The organism is Pseudomonas putida (genome assembly GCF_026625125.1).
Classification (GTDB): domain Bacteria; phylum Pseudomonadota; class Gammaproteobacteria; order Pseudomonadales; family Pseudomonadaceae; genus Aquipseudomonas; species Aquipseudomonas putida_X.
In genome coordinates, this window is the sequence record NZ_CP113097.1 from 4,026,085 (window position 1) to 4,044,971 (window position 18,887).

General features: G+C 66.4%; 5 protein-coding genes. 2 read left to right on the top strand and 3 right to left on the bottom strand.

Annotated features, from left to right (window positions below):
* Positions 1 to 41: 41 nt before the first annotated feature.
* Positions 42 to 989, top strand: a complete 948-nt coding sequence (locus OSW16_RS18615) for an alpha/beta hydrolase (RefSeq protein ID WP_267817480.1) — start codon at positions 42 to 44, stop codon at positions 987 to 989.
* A gap of 286 nt (positions 990 to 1,275) precedes the next feature.
* Here the strand turns inward: OSW16_RS18615 and OSW16_RS18620 are convergent, their stop codons facing one another.
* From OSW16_RS18620 to OSW16_RS18630, 3 genes are all read right to left on the bottom strand, one after another.
* A complete protein-coding gene (locus tag OSW16_RS18620; RefSeq protein WP_267817482.1) occupies positions 1,276 to 3,807 on the bottom strand; it encodes a TonB-dependent siderophore receptor in 2,532 nt (843 codons plus the stop codon).
* 432 nt (positions 3,808 to 4,239) lie between these two features.
* Positions 4,240 to 7,326 (bottom strand): non-ribosomal peptide synthetase, encoded by a 3,087-nt coding sequence (locus OSW16_RS18625; RefSeq protein WP_267817484.1) that lies wholly within the window; start codon positions 7,324 to 7,326, stop codon positions 4,240 to 4,242.
* On the bottom strand, positions 7,323 to 17,537 hold the full coding sequence (locus OSW16_RS18630) for a non-ribosomal peptide synthetase (protein ID WP_267817486.1): 10,215 nt from the start codon (positions 17,535 to 17,537) through the stop codon (positions 7,323 to 7,325). Before OSW16_RS18630 ends, OSW16_RS18625 begins: the two co-directional genes overlap by 4 nt.
* A gap of 180 nt (positions 17,538 to 17,717) precedes the next feature.
* Between OSW16_RS18630 and OSW16_RS18635 the strand changes: the two genes are divergently transcribed.
* Positions 17,718 to 18,848 carry a cupin-like domain-containing protein gene (locus OSW16_RS18635; RefSeq protein WP_267817488.1) on the top strand — a complete coding sequence of 377 codons (1,131 nt, stop codon included), beginning with the start codon at positions 17,718 to 17,720 and terminating at the stop codon, positions 18,846 to 18,848.
* Positions 18,849 to 18,887 lie beyond the last annotated feature (39 nt).

Here is an 18,887-nt window from a genome sequence, read left to right on the forward strand (position 1 = left end):
GTGCGGCCGGGCCTTTATCCAACACTGTGAAGGAAACCCGAATGTCCCTGGATTGCGATCTGGAAGCGTTCCTGGAACTGGCCGAACTCGGCCGCCTGACGGGCAAGAGCCAGCCCATGCATCAGTTGAGCATCGCCCAGGCACGGGCGGAGTTCGAAAACGCCTCGCGTCTGCTCGACCCCGACCCTCCCGCCCATGTCGACGTGCGCGCCCTGCAGTACAGTTGCCGCGAGGGTGCGCAGTTGCCCGCCCGTCTCTATGTGCGCCCGGGCGTCACGCCCAAGGCCACCCTGTTCTACCTGCATGGCGGTGGTTATGTGGTCGGCAGCCTGGACTCGCATGACTGCGTGTGCCGGCGCCTGGCCTGCCTGGGTGACTATGCGGTGTTCGCTCCGCACTACCGGCTGGCGCCCGAGCAGCCGTTTCCAACGGCACTGCACGATTGCCAGGACGCCGCCCTCTGGCTGCAGCACAACGCTACCGAGCTGGGCCTGCCGAGCGCGCTGGTGCTGGCCGGTGACAGCGCGGGTGCTACGCTGGCCACGGTTCTGGCGATCGAAGCCGCGCAACACCCGCAGGCCATGGCAGTCAAAGCGCAGCTGCTGTTCTACCCGGTAGCCGAAAGCAATACTCGACGCGCTTCGCACCGGCAGTATGGCGAGGGTTACCTGCTGGAGAGCGGTACGCTGGACTGGTTCTACGAGCATTACCTGGGCGCCACCCAAGCGCACACTGACTGGCGCGCCTCGCCCCTGCTGCACCCGGCGTTGCCAGCCATGGCGCCGGCCTATGTGAACCTGGCCCAGTACGACCCGTTGTTCGATGAAGGCCTGGACTATGCGCGCAAGCTCGAGGCGAGCGCCACACCGACCACGCTGCGTATCGAGGCGGGGTTGACCCACGATTTTCTGCGCATGTCGGGTATCACTGGGGCGACTGGCGAGGTGTATGCGGCGGCAGGATGCTGGTTGGAGCAGGTGCTGGCCTGACCAGCAAGCCTGATGCCCGTAGGGCAAGCGATCTGGGGCCGCCATGCGGCCCATCGCCGGCAAGCCGGCTCCCACAGAAATGCGCAGTTCTCGAGGCCTACGCAGTACCTGTAGGAGCCGGCTTGCCGGCGATGGGTACAGCGCAATCCTCGAGGGCTACGCAGTACCTGTGGGAGCCGGCTTGCCGGCGATGGGTACAGCGCAATCTTCGAGGCCTACGCAGTACCTGTGGGAGCCAGCTTGCCGGCGATGGGCTGCATGGCAGCCCTGATTACGCTGGCTGAAATCAGTACGTCGCGCGTACCGTCAGCATGAAGTTGCGCGGATCGCCGTAGTAGTTGCCATAGGTCGAGGTACCGACGGTCTGGTAGTACTTCTTGTCGAACAGGTTGTTGCCGTTGAGGGTCACATTCCAGTGCTCGTCGATGCGGTAGTCGACCATCGCATTCCAGATCGCATACCCGCTCTGCTGGTATTCGAAAGGCACATTGGACTGCACCACGTTGCCCAGGCCGTCATAGGTCGCAGCAGTACCGCTGACCTTGGTCGCGCTCTGGATGTCCACACCACCCCCGACGCGGAAGTCGTTCAACACACCGGGCAGGCGGTAGGTGGTGAACAGCTTGGCCATGTGCTTGGGCGTGACCGTGCTCAACGCAGAGCCAGTGTCGCGGTTCTTGTTGATGTTCAGGGTGTAGCTGGCCATCATCATCCATTCCGGCAGGATTTCGCCGGAGATTTCCATGTCGATGCCCTTGCTGATGGTTTCCCCACCATTGACGTAACAGCAGTTACCGCCGAATGCCACCTGGCTCAACGGGTAGTTCGGGTCCTGCACCGCCTGGTCTTCACGCTTGGTGTAGTACAACGCGATACTGGTGTTGACCGCGCCGCCAAACAGCTCGCCCTTCAGACCGGTCTCATAGGTTTTGCCGGTCATCGGGTCCAGCGTGCTGCCGGAGGTCGCAGGCCCGGCCAGCAGGTTCTGCTGTGGCTTGAAGATCTCGGCGTAGCTGGCATAAGCGGCCCACTCGTCCGTCAGGTCATAGACGATGCCACCAAACGGGGTGACTTTGGTCGGCTCGCGCATGTCCACCCGCGACTGCTGGGTCCAGGTCCCGGCGGCGTCTGCCGTCTGGTAGGTCTGGTCGAACTTGTAGCGCTGTGCCCGGGCACCGACGATCAGGTGCAACGGCTCGGCCAGTTGCAGGCGCAGGCTCGAGTACAAGCCATATTGAGTCTGGCTGTTGGGTTTGTAGTCGCGGCTGATGGCCGGGCGGGCGCCAGGATCATCCCATGGGGTGGAGTCCGGGTCGAACACATTGACCGGGCCGCCGGCAGTGGTGAAGCGGCCAGTGCCGCGCCAGCGGCTGTCGATCTCTTGATAGTCACCCCCCACCACCAGGCGGTGGTCGAGGCCGAACATGCTGAAGTCGCCGGAGACGTTGACGTCCCAGAGGTTCTGCTCGCTCCACTGGGTGTTGTAGGTGCCGTAGCGGGTCACGCCGACGCCGGTGACCGGGTTCACCGAGCCCAGCGTCGTGGCGTTGTTGGTGGTGATGGTGTCGTAGATGTTGGTGTAGCTCAGGTTGAGCTTCCAGTCATCGTTCAGGCGATGGTCGACCTTGGCGAAGTACTCGCGGGAAAAGCCGTCCGCGTACGCCCAGGTGGTAGACAGCCCGGTATGGCGCGGCAGGCCAAGGTCGGCACCGTCGCTGTAGCGTGGCACGGCCGAGGCGGTGCCGGTCTCGTGGACCTTGTTGAAACGCAAGCCGGCGGTGAGCATGGTGTCGTCGGTGACATCGGCTTCAAGCACGCCATAGAAGAACGGCTTGTCGGTGGCACGGTTGTCGACGAAGTACTGGCGGTCCTGATAGGCCACCACCATGCGGCCGCGCAGCTTGCCATCGAAGCCCAGCGGCCCGGTCACGTCCAGCTCGCTGCGGTAGTTGTCCCAGCTGCCCGCCGAGGCGGTGAACTTGAGCTGGTAGAAGTCCAGCGGGCGCTTGCGCACCAGGTTGATGATACCGCCCGGGTCACCGGTGCCGCCAAACAGCGCGCTGGCGCCACGCAGTACTTCCACGTGGTCGAATTCGGCGATGTCGTAAATGTTCGACGCGTAGAAGCTGCCGGCGGTGGTACCCAACGCCATGGGGGCGGCACCGTCAAGCTGGATGTTCTGGATCGGGAAGCCGCGCGAGTAGAAGTCCTGGATACGGAAGGTGTTGCTCTGCACCGTCACACCCGGCACGGCCTTCATCGCATCGTTGATGTCGGTGAACTGGCGGTCTTCGATGACCTGGCGGGTGATCACCGACACCGATTGTGGGGTTTCTTTCAACGAGGTCGGGCTTTTCGAGCCGACGCTGGTCAGGCCCGGCGTGTAGGAGCCAGTGTTCTCGGTCGCCTGGCCCATGCCCTGGCCCATGATGGTGGTTTCGCCAATGACCAGCGCACCGGCGCCGACGTCACTGGTGTCGGTGCTGATCAGCAGGACCGAATTGTTCTCGATACGGTACGTAAGGCCTGCGCCTTCCAGCAGTTGCGACAGGGCCTGGTCCGGCTCCATGGTGCCGCTGACCTTCGGTGCACGCTTGCCGCTGACCAGGTCGGGCGAGTAGACCATCTGCAGGCCGGTCTGCTGGCCAAGGGCGATCAGTGCCTGGTCCAGTGGTTGGGCTGCGATGTCCACCGCCACCGGCTGGGCATGGGCGTGGGCCATGGCCAGGCTCAGCACCAGTGCCGAGGCACGCAGGCTCCACTTCGATGGCCCGGCGGCCAAGGCTGCCCCCTTGTTTCGCATACGTTTGGACTTCATGTGCGCGACTGACTCCGAATGTTCTATGAGTGTGTAGGTGACGGTCTCGACGTACCGTTTCTATAAGAGCCTTACGCGTTCGAGCGACACGTTTTCAGCGGCCTACAGGTAAGACGCACGAACGTTAAAAAAACTGATAACTTTTTTCATTTACGTTCAATGTTTCGCAGGCACGGGGGGCTGGAGCTAGCGCTCATGAGAGGCAACCTGGAGGCTGGTGGCGGTGAGGTGAGCGATTGGGGCCGCTTTGCGGCCCATCGCCGGCAAGCCGGCTCCCACTGGGATCGCGCCAGCTTTTAGACATTGAGCAAGACATTCCCACCCATGATGGCCAGCCCTGGTACACCGCCGTTCTTGAGCGCTGCGCGGTAGGGGGTGGGAGCCGGCTTGCCGGCGATGGGCCGCAAAGCGGCCCTATGAACGCTGATCGAGCTATGCGGTGACGTTCTTCGCCTTGGCCAGCATCTGCTCTTTTTCCTCAGGGCTCATGCGCTCCAGTTGCAGGCGCGCCTGGGCAATCTTGAGCAACTGCCCGCGGTTTGCCTCGTTGGCCTGCAACGCCTCGGCCAGCCCCGCCACGGTGGGGTGCTCGAAGACCAGCGCCGGCGCCACTTCACAGTTCAGCAACTTACGAATCCCAGCCACCAGCTTGATGATCAGCAGCGAATGGCCGCCGGCCGCGAAGAAGTCGGTGTGGATACCGATGCTTTCGCGCCCGAGCAACTGCGCCATGCGCTGGGCCAGCAATGTCTGCAATGCGTCCTGGGGTACATCCTGCTGGCCGCCCTCCTGCGGCATTTCCAGCAGCGCGCGACGGTCGAGCTTGCCGTTGGCCAGGCGCGGCAGGCTCGGCAGGCGACGCAGCTGGGTTGGCACCATGGCCGCTGGCAGGCACTCGGCCAGCCGCGCACGCAGCGAGGCTTCATCGAGCCCATGGCCTTCGCCGTGCACGACGTAGCAAGCCAGCAGCTCCAACTGCCCCGGCTGGTTTTCAACCGCCAGCACCGCACCTTGAGCAACCCCATCGACCTCCAGCAGGCGCGCTTCCACTTCGGCCAACTCGACACGGAACCCGCGGATCTTCACCTGATGATCCTGCCGGCCCTGCAGCAGGATGCCGCCATCGGCCTGGTAACGGGCCAGATCACCGCTGCGGTACAGACGCTCGCCGGCTTGCAGGGGGTTGTCGATAAAGCGCGACGCCCCCTGCTCGCCCCCCAGATAACCCCGGCACAGCTGGCGCCCGGCCACATGCAGTTCACCCAGCTCACCCACGCCCGCCAGTTGCCCAGCAGGCGTCAGCACGTAAACGCGGTTGCCGGCCAGCACCTGGCCCAGGCTCGCCATCGGCGCGTCGGCCCGCAGTGGCTGGACCAGCACGCCGACCGTGGCTTCGGTCGGGCCATAGTGGTTGAACACCCGAGCCTGAGGCGCCAGCCGTGCGATGCGCGCCAGCAACTGCACACTCGGCGCTTCGCCGCCCAGCACCAGGGTCGCTGGCAGGCAAGGCTGCGCGCTGTCGAGCAGCGCCGCCAGGTGCGACGGCACGATCTTCAGGCAATCGATACCTTCGTCGCGCACGAACGCGGCAAACGCTGCCGGGTCCTGCATCACGGCGTCGCTGGCAACGTGCAACGTGGCGCCAACCTGCAAGGCGCCGAACAGGCTGGTGTGGCCGAGGTCAGCCGCCACCGTGGCGCTGAACGCAAAGTGCCTGCAGGCCGAAAGGTCCAAAGCTTGCTCAGCGGCCTGCAGGTACCCGGCCAGTTGCCCATGCTCGATGACCACCCCCTTGGGCTCACCGGTCGAACCTGAGGTAAACAGTACATAGGCTGCCGTATCGGCCGTGAGCACTTGCGCCTCGAACGGCGCTGAAGTTTCCGCGAGCTGCTCGAACAGCGTGGCATCGACCTGCAACTGCGCGCCGGCCAGGCGGCTGACCTGCTCGCGTCGCGCAGCGGGCCAGAGTGGGTCCAGCGGCAGGTACGCAGCGCCGCACTTCCAGCAGGCCAGCACCGCCGCCAGCCAGTGCACCGAGCGCGGCAGGGCCAGGCCGACCACGCTGGCATTGCCAATGCCCTGGGCCTGCAGGTGGGCGGCCAACGCCGTGGCCAGCTGGTCGAGCTGCTGCCAGCTCCACCCCTGCCCTTGTTCGATGATCGCCAGCGCCCGGGGCTGTTCGCGCACCCAGCGGGCGACCCGCTCGGGCAGCAGTTCGGTGACCGCTGGCAGTGCGGCCTGGGCGTTACGCTCAAGCACCAGACGACGCTGTCGTTCACCGGCAATGCCCAGGCTGACCAAGCTCGCGTCGGGCGTCTGGGCAATGCTTGCCAGCAGCGTGGCGTACTGTTCGAGCAGGAGCTGCGCCAGTGCCGGGCTGTGCCACGCGGCCCAGTACTGCACCAGCGCCTGTGGCGCTGCGCAGTCGCTGTCGACCTGCAGCAGCAGGTCGGGGCCCGCCATCGGCGCGTCAATGCCCACCACCTGCCAACCACCGGCCAGCGGCGGGCAGGCGGGGGTCAGGCAAAAACCGATGGCGGCAGGCGCCAGCGCGGGCGTTTGCTCGGGGCTGAAGTATTCCTGCCAAGCCGCATGCTGCTCCAGCTGCGCAGCCAGGCCGTGCAGCCAGGTACGCAGTGGCTGCTCGGCCTGATAATCGAGCAGCACCGGCAACTGCTTGTGGTACACCCCGGCGCTGCCGGCGAAATAGGCGTAGTCGCCACGGCTGTCGTGGCACCAGTTCACCACCTGCACAGGCTGGCCATCGAGCCGCGCCAGCAGCAGCCACCAGGCTGCCTGCAGCACCCTGTCCAAGGGCAGGCCAAGCCCGGCCAGGCGTGTCAAAACGTCCGGGTCGAGGTCTGTGCGGGCCTGCGCGCGCTCACCGCGTGGGCTGCCTGGGGCTGGGCGCCAGGGCAGTTGCTGGGCGCTCGCGGGCTTGCCGTTCAGCGCGTTCCAGTAGCTGCGCGCAGTGCTGGCGTCTTCATCCACCACCACCTCGCTGCGCCACTGCAGGTATTGTTCGAAATCGCCATCGTCGGTTGTTTCCAATGCGCCTTGGCAGATCGCCGCAAGGCTTGCAGCCAGCGCCGGCAGGCTGGCAGTGTCGACCAGCGCTGCCAGTACACCCAGCACCAACTGGCAACGCCCCTCGGCCTGCTCGCACACCAGCACGGCAACGCCCGCACCGGCCTGCACATCCACCTCACGCTCGAACCAGGCCTGGCGGCCGGCGCTATCGCCCGCCGCCAGCCACGTCAGCTCCACCCCCGCGGCCTCGCGCTCAAAAAACTGACGCAAGCCGCGATAACCTGCGGCTTGGCCGATGCGCAGGCGCAGCGCGTCATGGCGGCCCTGCCACTGCTGCAGGGCGGCCCGCAGTGCGGCGGGCGCCGGCACGTTGTCGAGCTGCAAGGTGATGCAGCGCGCCGCGTCCTGCCAGCGGGCAGGCAGTGCAGTCAGCTCGAGCGACTGCATGGGCAACAACGGCAGGCCACTCGTTTCGGCGGTGATGTTCATGCTTGCACTCCTGTGCGGTTCAAGGTGAGGGCTTCAAGGTCGGCACGTTGCATCATGTCGCCCATGGCGACGACGATCTTGCGTGGCCCCTGGAACGGGTCGCGGGCGTGTGCCGCCAGCATGTTGTCGAGCAGGATCACATCACCGGCCTGCCAGTCGAAACGCACCGCACAGGCCTCGTACAGCTCACCGATCAACGCCATGTCGGCGTCTTCGATCGGGCTGCCATCGCCGTAGTAGACCTGACGCGGCATGCGCTCCAGGCCATACAACGCCAACAGGTCCTCGCGCACGTCGGCATCCAGGCAGAACACGTGGTGCAGCTGCACCTGGTTGAAGAAACTCTTCTCACCACTGACCGGGTGCTCGATCACCGCCGGGCAAGGTGTGCGGATCTGCAGTTCGTCGTTGTCCAGCCAGCGCCACTGGATACCCGACGCCTGGCAACGGCGCTCGACATCGGCACGCGAGTCGGTCTTGAAAAAATGCTGCCAGGACACGTCCAGCTTGTCGGTGAACGTACGGACGTAAAGCAGGCCTTTGTCCTCGAAACGCTGACGCAGGGGCGCGGGCAAGCGTTGGTACATCTGCCGGCAATCGACCACCGGGGTGGCCCCCCCCACCGGCGACGGCAGCTCGCAGAAAAACAGCTGCTTGCGCGGCCAGCGGTCCTGGTGGGCACTTTCGTTATGGAACAGGATCATCTTCTGTTCCGGATACGGCGTGGAGCGGTAGGTGTTCTTACCGCCTTCCTTCTTCGGCAGGTCACCGTACTGGCCATACAGCCCGGGCTGCACCGCCTCGGCGAAGGCTTCGAAATCCTGTGGGGTCTGCAAGCCAAAACCGCGGAACAGAATGCCGCCATGCGCCACCAGTTTGCGTTCGACCTCGGCACGGTGCTTGACCACCCAGTCGGTCAGGCTCACGCCAGGGTCGACCGGTTCGATCAACAACGGAAACGCCTGCCCCGGTACCAGTGCAGCCTCGCGCACTGCGCTGGCCGGCCGGGTTGGCGTGCCGGCGCCGCGCTTGAGGAAGCTGCCCAGCTTGTCCTTCTTCGGTTGCCCGCCGGCAGCGGCAGGCGCCGCCACGATTTCACTGTGAACCGCCATAGTGATCTCTCTCAGTTGAATGTGTGGGTTGCCCAGCACCTGGCCCAGGATGTCCAGCCAGCCACGCAGCAGTGCCTGGACCCGTTCTGCCCTGAACAGCTCCGTGGCGTACTGCCAGGTGACGCGCCAGCCGTCCGCGACCGGGTCGATGAACAGCGCCATGTCGAATTTCGAATAGCCGCCCGCCTGCGGCAGTACCTGCACACTCAGGTCGGCCAGGCCGCCGTGCGCCACTGGCATGTCGTTCATCACGAACAGCACCTGTACCAGTGGGTTCATGCCGGGGTGGCGCGGCGCGCCAGCAGCCTCGACGATCAGGTCGAACGGCAGTGCCTGCTGCTCGCTGGCATCGAGCAAGGTGGTGCGGGTGCGCGCCAGCCACGCGGCGAAGTCCAGCCGTTCGTCCAGTTGCGAGCGCAGTGGCAGAACATTGACGAAGAAACCGATCAGCGCCTCGAGGTCGGGGTGTTCGCGGCCTGCGACATCAGCCCCCAGCAGTAGATCGTGCTGGCCGCTGGCGCGGTGCATCAGCAGTTGGAACGCCGCCAGCAGCAGCATGTAGGGCGTTACACCCAGCTGTGCGGCGCGTTCGCGTACCGCCACGACCGTAGCCGGCGGCAGGTCGTGATACAGGTTTTCACCCGCCTGGGAGGCCTTGGCCGGGCGCGGCAAATCAGTCGGCAACTGCAAGCGCCCGCTGCTGCCTTGCAGCGCCGTGCGCCACCACTGCGCCGGGGCCTGCAGCAACCCGGCACGCTCGCGCGCGGCCTGCCAGAGCGCATAGTCGGAGTACTGCAGCGCCAGCGGCGCCAGCGCGGGCGCTTGGCCACGGGCAAGGGCGCTGTAGCTGGCGATCAGTTCGTTGACCATCAGCGCCATCGACCAACCATCGGAAATGATGTGGTGCATGTTGAGCAGCAGCACATGGGCGTCACCGGACGAGCGCAGCAGGCGTGCACGCAGCATCGGCGCCTGGTCCAGGGGCACCGGCTGACGCACGTTGGCCAGTTGCGCTTCAAGCACGCGCAGCTGCTGCTCGGCGGCAGGCAACGGGCTCAGGTCGTCCACGGGCAGGTTCAGGTCTACCGCAGCCTGGATCAGCAGCAGCGGCTCACCTTCCTCGTCACAGGCCACCGCGCTGCGCAGCACTTCATGGCGCTGCACCAGCACCTGCAACGCCTGCTTCAGGCATTCGGGCTGCAACGGCCCGTCCAGGCGCAGGCCCAGCGGCATGCCGTACGCCCCGCTGCCCTGGGCGAACTGTTCGGCAATCCACAACCGGCGCTGGGCCAGCGACAGCGGTGCACTGGCCTTGTCGCCCAGGGCGCGCAGTTGCGGGCCGGCATCGCTCACTGGCTGTGCCTGGCGCAGGCACTGAGCGAAATCACACAAGCGCGGGGCGCTGAACAGGTCGCGCACACTGACGCCGGTGTGGCCATCGCGGTGCAGGCGCGCCACCACCTGGGTGGCCAAGAGTGAGTGGCCACCGGCCTCGAAGAAGTGCTCGAAACGGCCCACTGCTGGTCTGCCCAGCACAGTGGCCCAGGCCTCGGCGACCTCGCATTCGAGCGCATCCAGCGGTGCACTGAACGCTTCTTCAGGGATGTCGGCCTCGATTGCCGGCAATGCCTTGCGGTCGACCTTGCCGTTGGGGTTCAGCGGCAATCTGTCGAGCAGCTGCAGGCGTGACGGCACCATGTAGGGCGGCAGCGCGGCGCGCAACGCGTCGAGGATGCGCTGACGCAGGCCGGCATCAGCGTGCGAACCGCTGACCGGTACCAACCAGGCGGCCAGGTACAGGTCGGCACCTTGACCGCCCGGCATCACCACCGCCTCGCGCACCTCAGGCAGCGCCAGCAGGCAGGCTTCGACTTCGCCGGGCTCGACGCGGAAGCCGCGGATTTTCACCTGGTGGTCCAGGCGGCCGATGAACACCAGCTCGCCACTGGCCTGCTGGCGCACCAGGTCACCCGTGCGGTACAGGCGGCCGCCGCCGACCGTGTCGTACGGGTCGGGCACGAAGCGTTCAGCGGTCAGCGCCGCCTGGCCGAAGTAACCACGCGCCAGGCAAGGGCCGCCGATGTACAGCTCGCCGTCAGTGCCGGTGTCGAGCAGTTGCAAGGCAGCATCGAGCAGGTAAGCGGTGCGCCCCGGCACCGGTGTTCCGATCGGTGCATAGCCAGTGTCGACGCGGGTCAACCCGTCGGCCTGCCACAGCAGCGGGGTGATCACGGTTTCGGTAGGGCCGTAACCATTGACGATACGCTGGGGCTGCAAATGGGCCTGGATTCGCTCGAAGCCTTCGCGCGGCAGTGCCTCCCCGGCTACGTTCAGGCAGCGCACCGGCAGTGCCCGGCCCTGCTGATGCGCCCACTCGGCCAGCTGACAGGCGTATTGGGTTGGGAAGTAGACCACGCTGGCGCGCTCGCGCTCGATCACCTCGAAGGCCTGGGCTGCAGTCCAGATATCATCGCCACGCACGATGCAGCAGGCGCCCTGGCTCAGCGGCAGCAACCACTGCTCGGTGCCCCAGTCGAAGTTGATCGAAGCGAAGTGCACGAAGCGGTCCTGCGCCGTCACCTGGTACTGGCCGACCATGGTCGCGATGTGCGCGGCGATGGCGCCATGGGTCAGGGCCACACCCTTGGGGCGCCCGGTGGAGCCGGAGGTGTAGATCAACCCCAGCAGGTTGTCGGCGCTGGCGCGCGGCACAGGGTTGGCGTCCAGCGGCGCCAGCGGCTGGTCCAGCCACAACCACTCGGCTGCGCCTGCCAGCGCCAGTGGCTGCGCGGCGGTGCGGGTGCCCAGCACCAGCCTGACGGCGCTGTCGTCGAGCATGTCCTGCAGGCGCTGACGTGGGTAGTGCGGGTCCAGCGGCACGTAGCCGGCACCGGCTTTGAGGATCGCCAGCAGGCCAACGACCATCGCCAGGCCTCGCTCGCTGCACAGGCCTACCAGGTCCTCGGGGCCGATACCCCGCGCGATCAACTGGTGCGCCCACGCGTTGGCCAAGCCATTGAGCTGGCCGTAGTCCAGCGTGCCGTCGTCGGCGACCAAGGCCACGGCCTGCGGGTTGCGCGCCGCCTGGGCCTCGATCAGCTGGTGCACACCCCATGCCGGAACACTGCGGTCGGCGGCCTGCCATTGCCCCTGGCAACGCTGACGGCTGGCGGCATCCAGCAGGCTGAGCTCAGCCAGGCATGGATTACCCGCGCCAGCGAGCGCCTGCAGCAGCTGGCCAAACTGCTCGGCCAGGCGCTGCACGTCGGCCAGGCTGAAGGCGTCGTGGCGCACGCGATAGTCGACCTGCAACTGCTCACCCATGCCCACTGACAGGGTCAGGGCGTAGTGGGGTTGCTCGTGGCTGTCCGGCACACCGAAGCGCGGCCCGTCACCGCCACCTTGCAGCACCTCGGCCACGGGGTAGTTCTCGAACGCCAGCAAGGTGTCGAACAGTGCCTCGCCTGCTCTGCCCGCCCAGCGCTGGATGTCGGCCAGTGGCGTGTACTCGTGCTCGCGCAGTGCCAGGTTGCTGGCCTGCAGCTGTTGCAACCAGTCATCAAGACGCTGCTCAAGGCGCGGGGCAGCCACCAATGGCACGGTGTTGATGAACAGCCCCAGTTGCGCCTCGATGCCCGGCACCTGAGCAGGCCGCCCCGATACCGACACACCGACGCAAACGGTGTCCTGACGGCAGTGCCGTTGCAGCAGCAAGAGCCAGGCCGCCTGCACCAAGGTATTGACGGTAACCTTGCGCGCCCGCGCCGCCGCCTTGATCTGCGCCGATGCCGCACTGCCAAGGCGTTGCTGCCACAGGCCGTAGGCAGCCGGTTCAACACTGCGGCGCTGGCTGGCGAGCAGTGTCGGCGCCTGCATGCCCTGCAGTTGCGCCTGCCAGAACGACTGGTCCTGCTGGCGGTCACGCGCGGCCAGCCAGGCCAGGTAGGTGCGAGGGTGCGCAGGTGCCTGGTGGGGTGTCTGGCCGCTGTAGCGTTGCATCACTTCAGCCAGCAACCGGGCATGGCTCCAGCCATCGAGCAGCAGGTGGTGATGGGTGTAGATCATGTGCCAGCGCTGCTCGCCCAGGCGCACCAGGGTGATGCCCAGCAAGGGCGCCTGATCCGTCGCGGTCATGGCCAGGCGCTGCTGCTCGGCGAGGCTATGCAGGTGGTCGGCCGGCACGGCCTGGTCGCGCCAGTCGAGTTGGCTGAACGGCAGCTGCACCTGGCGGCGGATCACCTGCACCGGTTGCTGCACGCCCACCGGCCAGTGAAAGCTGGCACGCAGCCCCGGGTGGGCGTCCAGCGCCGCCTGCCAGGCCGCCTGGAAACGTTGTGGGTCGAGCTGGTCGATGTCCAGGCGCAACTGGTTGATGTAGTCGCCGGGTGCGGCCGCATGCAGGCAATGGAACAGCAGGCCCTGTTGCAAGGGAGACAGCGGCAGGATGTCCTCCACCTGAGCCAGCTCCACTGCCAGAGCGGCGAGCCCGCTGCTGTCCAGTTGGCTCAGCGGGAAATCAGACGGCGTGGCACTGGCGACCCCCGGTTGCAGGCAGTGATCGACCAAGGCGCGCAGCTGGGTGGCGAAATCGCTGGCCAGGGCGTCGATGGTGACCTCGTCGTACATCGCCTGGCTGTAGCCGAAACTGATGCCCAGCTCGCCCTGGTAGACCTGCCCTTCCACGCTCAGCCAGTTGGCCAGCGGCGCATCGCTATCCTGCCCCTGCCCGGCCCCGCGAGGGTCGGGCTGCCACAGCGCGCCCTTGTCGAACTGGCTGTCGAACTGGCCCAGGTAGTTGAACGTCACCCGCGGCTGCGCCTGGCGCGCCAGTTGCTCGCGTTGCGCCGGTGTGCCCAGATAACGCAGCACGCCGTAGCCCAGGCCACGCTGGGGTACTGCGCGCAGTTGTTCCTTGATGGCCGCGATGCAGGCGCCGGGCTGTGCTTGCGGGCGCAGGGCGACCGGATACAGGCTGGTGAACCAGCCCACGGTACGGGTCAGGTCGATATCGTCGAACAGCGCTTCACGGCCATGCCCTTCGAGCTGCACCAGTACCTGCTGCTCGCCGCTCCAGTTGCACAGGGCCCGGGCCAGGGCCGCCAGCAGCAGGTCGTTGACCTGCGTACGGTAGGCACTCGGCGCCTGTTGCAGCAGGGCCTGGGTAAAGGCCGGCGGGAAACTGACCCGTACCTTGCGCTCATCGGCCACGCGCGTCTGTGTTACCGCCCGGTCACGTGGCAGCGCCTGCGCCCCGGCCTCGCCAAGCGCCAGCCAGTAGTCGAGCTGCCCCGCACAGGCGTCGGCATGCCCGGCCAGGCGCTCGGCCCAGGCCTGGTAGCTGCTGGTCCGGGCAGGCAGCGGCTGGCCCAGGCAGGCACGTTGCAGGTCTTCGAGCAGAATGCGCCAGGAAACACCATCGACCACCAGATGGTGGATCACCAGCAGCAGGCGCTGGCTGCCATCGGCCATGGCCACCAGCATCGCCGCCAGCAATGGCCCCTGATCGAGCTGCAGGCTGCGCTGGGCTTCATCGCACAAGGCAGCCAGCGCTTGCTCGCTGTCTGCCTGGCGCTGCCAGAGCTGCGGCACGCCAGCAGAGGCCGGCGCGTGGTGCTGCTGCCATTGGCCATCGGCCTGGGTGAAGCGCAGGCGCAAGGCGTCGTGCTGCGCCACCACCTGAGCCAGGGCCTGCTGCACCTGCGCCGCTTGCAGCGGCTCACGGGGCACCAGCAGCACGGCCTGGTTCCAGTGTTGGCGCACCGGCATGGGCGTGTCGAAAAACTGCAGCTGCACCGGGGTCAGGCGTGCCTCGCCCTCAGCCGGGCGCTGGTCGGCCTGACGGCTGTCCACGCTGCCCGCAGCCTGGGCCAGGGCGCGCAGCGTCTGGTGCTGGAACAGGTCGCGCGGACTGAGCGCCAGCCCAGCCTGACGGGCGCGGCTGACGACCTGGATGGCAATGATCGAATCGCCCCCGAGTTCAAAGAAGTTGTCATCCAGGCCCACCTGCGCGGTGCCCAGCACCTCGCTCCAGACCTTCGCCAGCTGGCGTTCGGCCGCGCTCTGAGGGGCAACATGGTCACCCTGTGCCCCGGCCTCGGGCTGGGGCAGGGCCTTGCGATCGAGCTTGCCGTTGGGTGTCAGCGGCAGGCCATCCAGTGGCAGCAGCTGGCTGGGCACCATGAATTCGGGCAGGCTTTGCAGCAGCCAGTCCTTGAGCTGCCCTTGCCAGCCCTCAGGCATGGCATTGAGCACCAGATAGGCGACCAAGCGGCGACCATCGAGGGCCAGCACCACACACTCGCGCACCAGCGCATGCTCGGCCAGACGCGCCTCAATCTCACCCAACTCGATGCGCAACCCGCGGATTTTCACTTGGTGATCGAACCGCCCCAGGTACTCGATCACACCGTCGCCACGCTGGCGCACCCGGTCACCCGTACGGTAGAGGCGCTCGCCGCTGACGAACGGGGCTGCGACGAAACGCTCGGCGGTCAGCCCGGGACGGCGGTGGTAGCCGCGCGCCAGGCCCACCCCGCCCAGGTACAACTCACCGGCCACGCCGACCGGGACGGGTTCAAGACCGGCGTCGAGGACATAGGTGCGGATATTGGCGATCGGCTGGCCGATAGGCACGCTGTCCCTGCCCTCTTCGACGCAGGTCCAGTGGGTGACATCGATGGCAGCCTCGGTGGGGCCATACAGGTTGTAGAGGCTCGCTGCCGGTAAGCGCGCGAACACCTGGCGCTGGGCGTCCACCGGCAACGCTTCGCCGCTGCAGACGATGCGCGAGACGGTGCTGCAGGCGTGCACACCGGGCTCGTGAATGAAGGCCTGCAGCATCGACGGCACGAAGTGCAGGGTGGTCACCCGGTAGCGCTCGATGGCGCGGATCAGGCGTTGCGGGTCGCGGTGCTCGCCCGGCGCCGCGATGGCCAGACGGGCGCCGGTCATCAACGGCCAGAAGAACTCCCACACCGACACGTCGAAGCTGAACGGGGTTTTCTGCAGCACTGTATCGCTGGCGTCCAGGCCATAAGCCTGTTGCATCCAGCACAAGCGGTTGGTCAGCGCCTGGTGGCTGTTGCCCGCGCCCTTGGGGCGCCCCGTGGAGCCCGAGGTGTAAATGACATAGGCCAACTGCGCCGGCTCTACCTTGAGCCCTGGGGTGCTGTCCGGCATGGCGTCCAGCACCAGGGTATCGAGCGCCACGCACTGCACACCGTGCGGCAGCGGCAGGCTGTCGAGCAACGCCTGCTGGGTCAGCAGCAGGCCAATGCCGCTGTCTTCGATCATGTAGGCCAGGCGTTCCTCAGGGTACTCCGGGTCCAGTGGCACGTAGGCGCCCCCGGCCTTGAGAATCCCCAGCAAGGCTACGACCATCTCGATGCTGCGCTGCGCCGCGACACCGACCAGGCTGTCGGCGCCTACCCCCTGGCCGCGCAGGTAGTGGGCCAGGCGATTCGCCCGGGCATCGAGCTCGGCATAGCTGAGCAGGCTATCGTCGAACAGCAATGCCGGCGCGTGCGGGGTGCGCTGCACCTGAGCCTCGATCAGCTCATGCACGCCAGACTGCAGCGGGTAGCTGGCAGCTGTGGCGTTCCAGTCCTGCAGCACCCGGTGGCGGGTGGCCTGGTCGAGCATGGGCAGTTGCCACAGCGACCGTGCAGGGTCCGCCACCAACTCACGCAGCACGGTGAGCCAGTGCCCCGCCATGCGTTCGATGGTCGCTGCCTCGAACAGGTCGGTCGCGTACGTGAACGCAGCGCGCAGCACGCCACCCTGCTCGTACGTGTCCAGGCTCAGATCGAACTGGGTGGTGCGGCTGCGCCACTCCAGTGCGGACAGCTCCAGGCCAGAGCCCAACGTGACCGCCGCCAGGTCGGCGACCTGCGGCTGGTGGTTGTACATCACCTGGAACAACGGCGCGTGGCTCAGGTTGCGCTCCACCTTCAACGCATCGACCAGGCGCTCGAACGGCAGGTCCTGGTGGGCCTGGGCGCCCAGCACGGTCTGCCGCACGGCCTGCAGATAGGCCAGTGCGTCAGTTTGGGTATCCGGCTGCAGGCGCAATACCAGGGTGTTGACGAACAGGCCGATCAGCCCCTCGACTTCAGCACGGTTGCGGTTGGCCACCGGGCTGCCGATGCGCAGGTCGCACTGGCCGGTGTAGCGCTGCAGCAGCACGCCGAAAGCACCGAGCAGCACCATGAACAGCGTCAGGTTGTGCCGCGCCGCAAAGCTACGCAGTTGCTGAGCGAGCGCCGAGTCCACCACCAGCTCCTGGCGGCTGCCTGCAAAACTTGGCGAGGCCGGGCGTGAGCGGTCGAGCGGCAACTCCAGCACCGGCTGCTCGTCACCCAAGGTGGCTTGCCAGTACGCCAGCTGGCGTTCGAGCTCGCCGGCTTCGAGCCAGCGCCGCTGCCAGAGCGCGTAATCGACATACTGGATCGGCAGCACCGGCAGTTGCGGCTGGGTGCCAGCGGCGCAGGCGTCATAGCAGTGGCTGAATTCGTCGATCAGCACGTTCATCGACCAACCGTCAGCGACGATGTGGTGCAGCGTGAGCAGCAGCACATGTTCCTGCTCAGCCAGTTGCAGCAGGCGGATGCGCAGCAACGGGCCATGCTCCAGGTCGAAGGGGCGCAGCGACTCGGCCTCGATCTCGGCTTGCACCCGGCCCTGACGGGCGTCTTCGGCAAGCTCGCGCAGGTCCAGACGCTGGATCTGCGGCGCGGCCGGGCGGTGCACCTGGCACAGGCGCTCATCGGCCTGCTGCTGGAACACGCAGGTCAGGGTCTGGTGGCGTTCGAGCAGGCAAGTGAACGCCTGCTGCAGGGCCGCCTCGTCGAGCGCCCCCTTGAGGCGGACCGCACCTGGCAGGTTATAGGCACCGCCCTGCGGGTCCAGCTGCCAGAGCACCCACATGCGTTGCTGGGCGAACGACGGAGCAAGACGGTCCTGGGCCGCCACTGCGGCCGGAATCGGGAACTGGGAAAAGTCGATGCCCTCTCTGGCCAGGGTTTCAAGGAACAGGCGGCGCTTTTCCAGCGGCAATTCAATGAAACGGCGGGCCAGTTGCAGGGACTTTTCGGGATTCATCAGCTTGCTTTCCGTACGAGTGGGGTACCACGGGCAGTGCCCGGCTATCCCTACGAAACGGATACAACCTGCAAAAAATTACCACCGCCAACCCCCTGGCCAGCGCTGGGCGGCGCGCTAAATTTCGCAACCCGCCCTTCGTTCCGTTCTCACACCCCTCCCCCACGAAGAGGCTGCGCCGTGGAACTGCAACCTTTGCTGAGCAAGCTGTTCGCCAATGCCGGTGCCGTAGGCGTCGAAGGCATCTTCCAATTCATCTTCGGCCCGCAGCAGGCCTACTGGTGTGAAGCCGGTACCCGGCCGCGCACCGAAGCCGGCCGGCATGCAACGCCGGATGTCACCATCGAAGTCACCCAGCAGGACCTGCTGGGCATCATGGCCGGCAGCGCCAACGTCGAGGAGCTGTTTGCCGGCGGCCGGCTGAAAATCGGCGGCAACCTGGGCCTGGCCACGCTGCTGCCGCAAATCATCGACCTGGCGCGCAAGGGCGTGACGGCGCAGAAGACTGACATGAACCAGCGCCATGTCACGCCACCGCGCTACAGCGAACGTGTGTCGGCCAGCCTGCCGCAGTTGACCGAAGTAGAACGAATCCCCGCCGCGCAATTGAATGTAGAGCGTTTCCAGCGCCAGTATCTGCCGTACGGCACACCGGTGGTGATCAGTGACGCCCTGCGTGAGTGGAAGCTGTTCAACCTCGACCGCCAGGCTTCGCTGGAGCACTTCGCCGAACTGCAGGGCATCACCCGTCATGGCGACTACGTGAAGAAGACCTTCTCCACCGAGCGCGACTTTCGCTCCACGTCCATGGCAGATTTCATCAACGCCCTGGACAACCCGCAGCCGCGTGACAGCAACGGCGAGCCACCGGCTTACATGGGCAACAACATCGTGCCTGCGCAGTTGCTCGAGCTGATCCAGTACCCGCCCTACTTCGAGCGCTCGCTATACATCGCACCGCGCATCTGGATCGGCCCCAAAGGTACCCTCACGCCGTTGCACCGCGACGATGCCGACAACCTGTTCGCCCAGGTGTGGGGGGACAAGTCGTTCATCCTGGCGGCGCCACACCATCGCCCGGCCCTGGGCACCTGGTCGACCTCGCCCAAGGGTGGCCTGGACGGCTGCGACTTCAACCCTGATGCACCGGATTATCAGCGTTTCCCCGAAGCGCGCGGGGTTACCTTCCTGCGGGTGCTGCTGCAAGCCGGGGATCTGTTGTTTCTGCCAGAAGGCTGGTTCCACCAGGTGGAGTCGGTATCGACATCGCTGTCTGTGAACTTCTGGGTCAACTCCGGGCGCGGCTGGTAAGCGGTAGCGAACGCGGCGGGCATGCCCCGCCAGTTCTAG

What these genes read in the sequence shown, in the direction of transcription:
- OSW16_RS18615 (WP_267817480.1), top strand. Translation starts at nt 42, where the DNA reads ATGTCCCTGGATTGCGATCTGGAAGCGTTCCTGGAACTGGCCGAACTC.
- OSW16_RS18620 (WP_267817482.1), bottom strand. Translation starts at nt 3,807, where the DNA reads ATGAAGTCCAAACGTATGCGAAACAAGGGGGCAGCCTTGGCCGCCGGG.
- OSW16_RS18625 (WP_267817484.1), bottom strand. Translation starts at nt 7,326, where the DNA reads ATGAACATCACCGCCGAAACGAGTGGCCTGCCGTTGTTGCCCATGCAG.
- OSW16_RS18630 (WP_267817486.1), bottom strand. Translation starts at nt 17,537, where the DNA reads ATGAATCCCGAAAAGTCCCTGCAACTGGCCCGCCGTTTCATTGAATTG.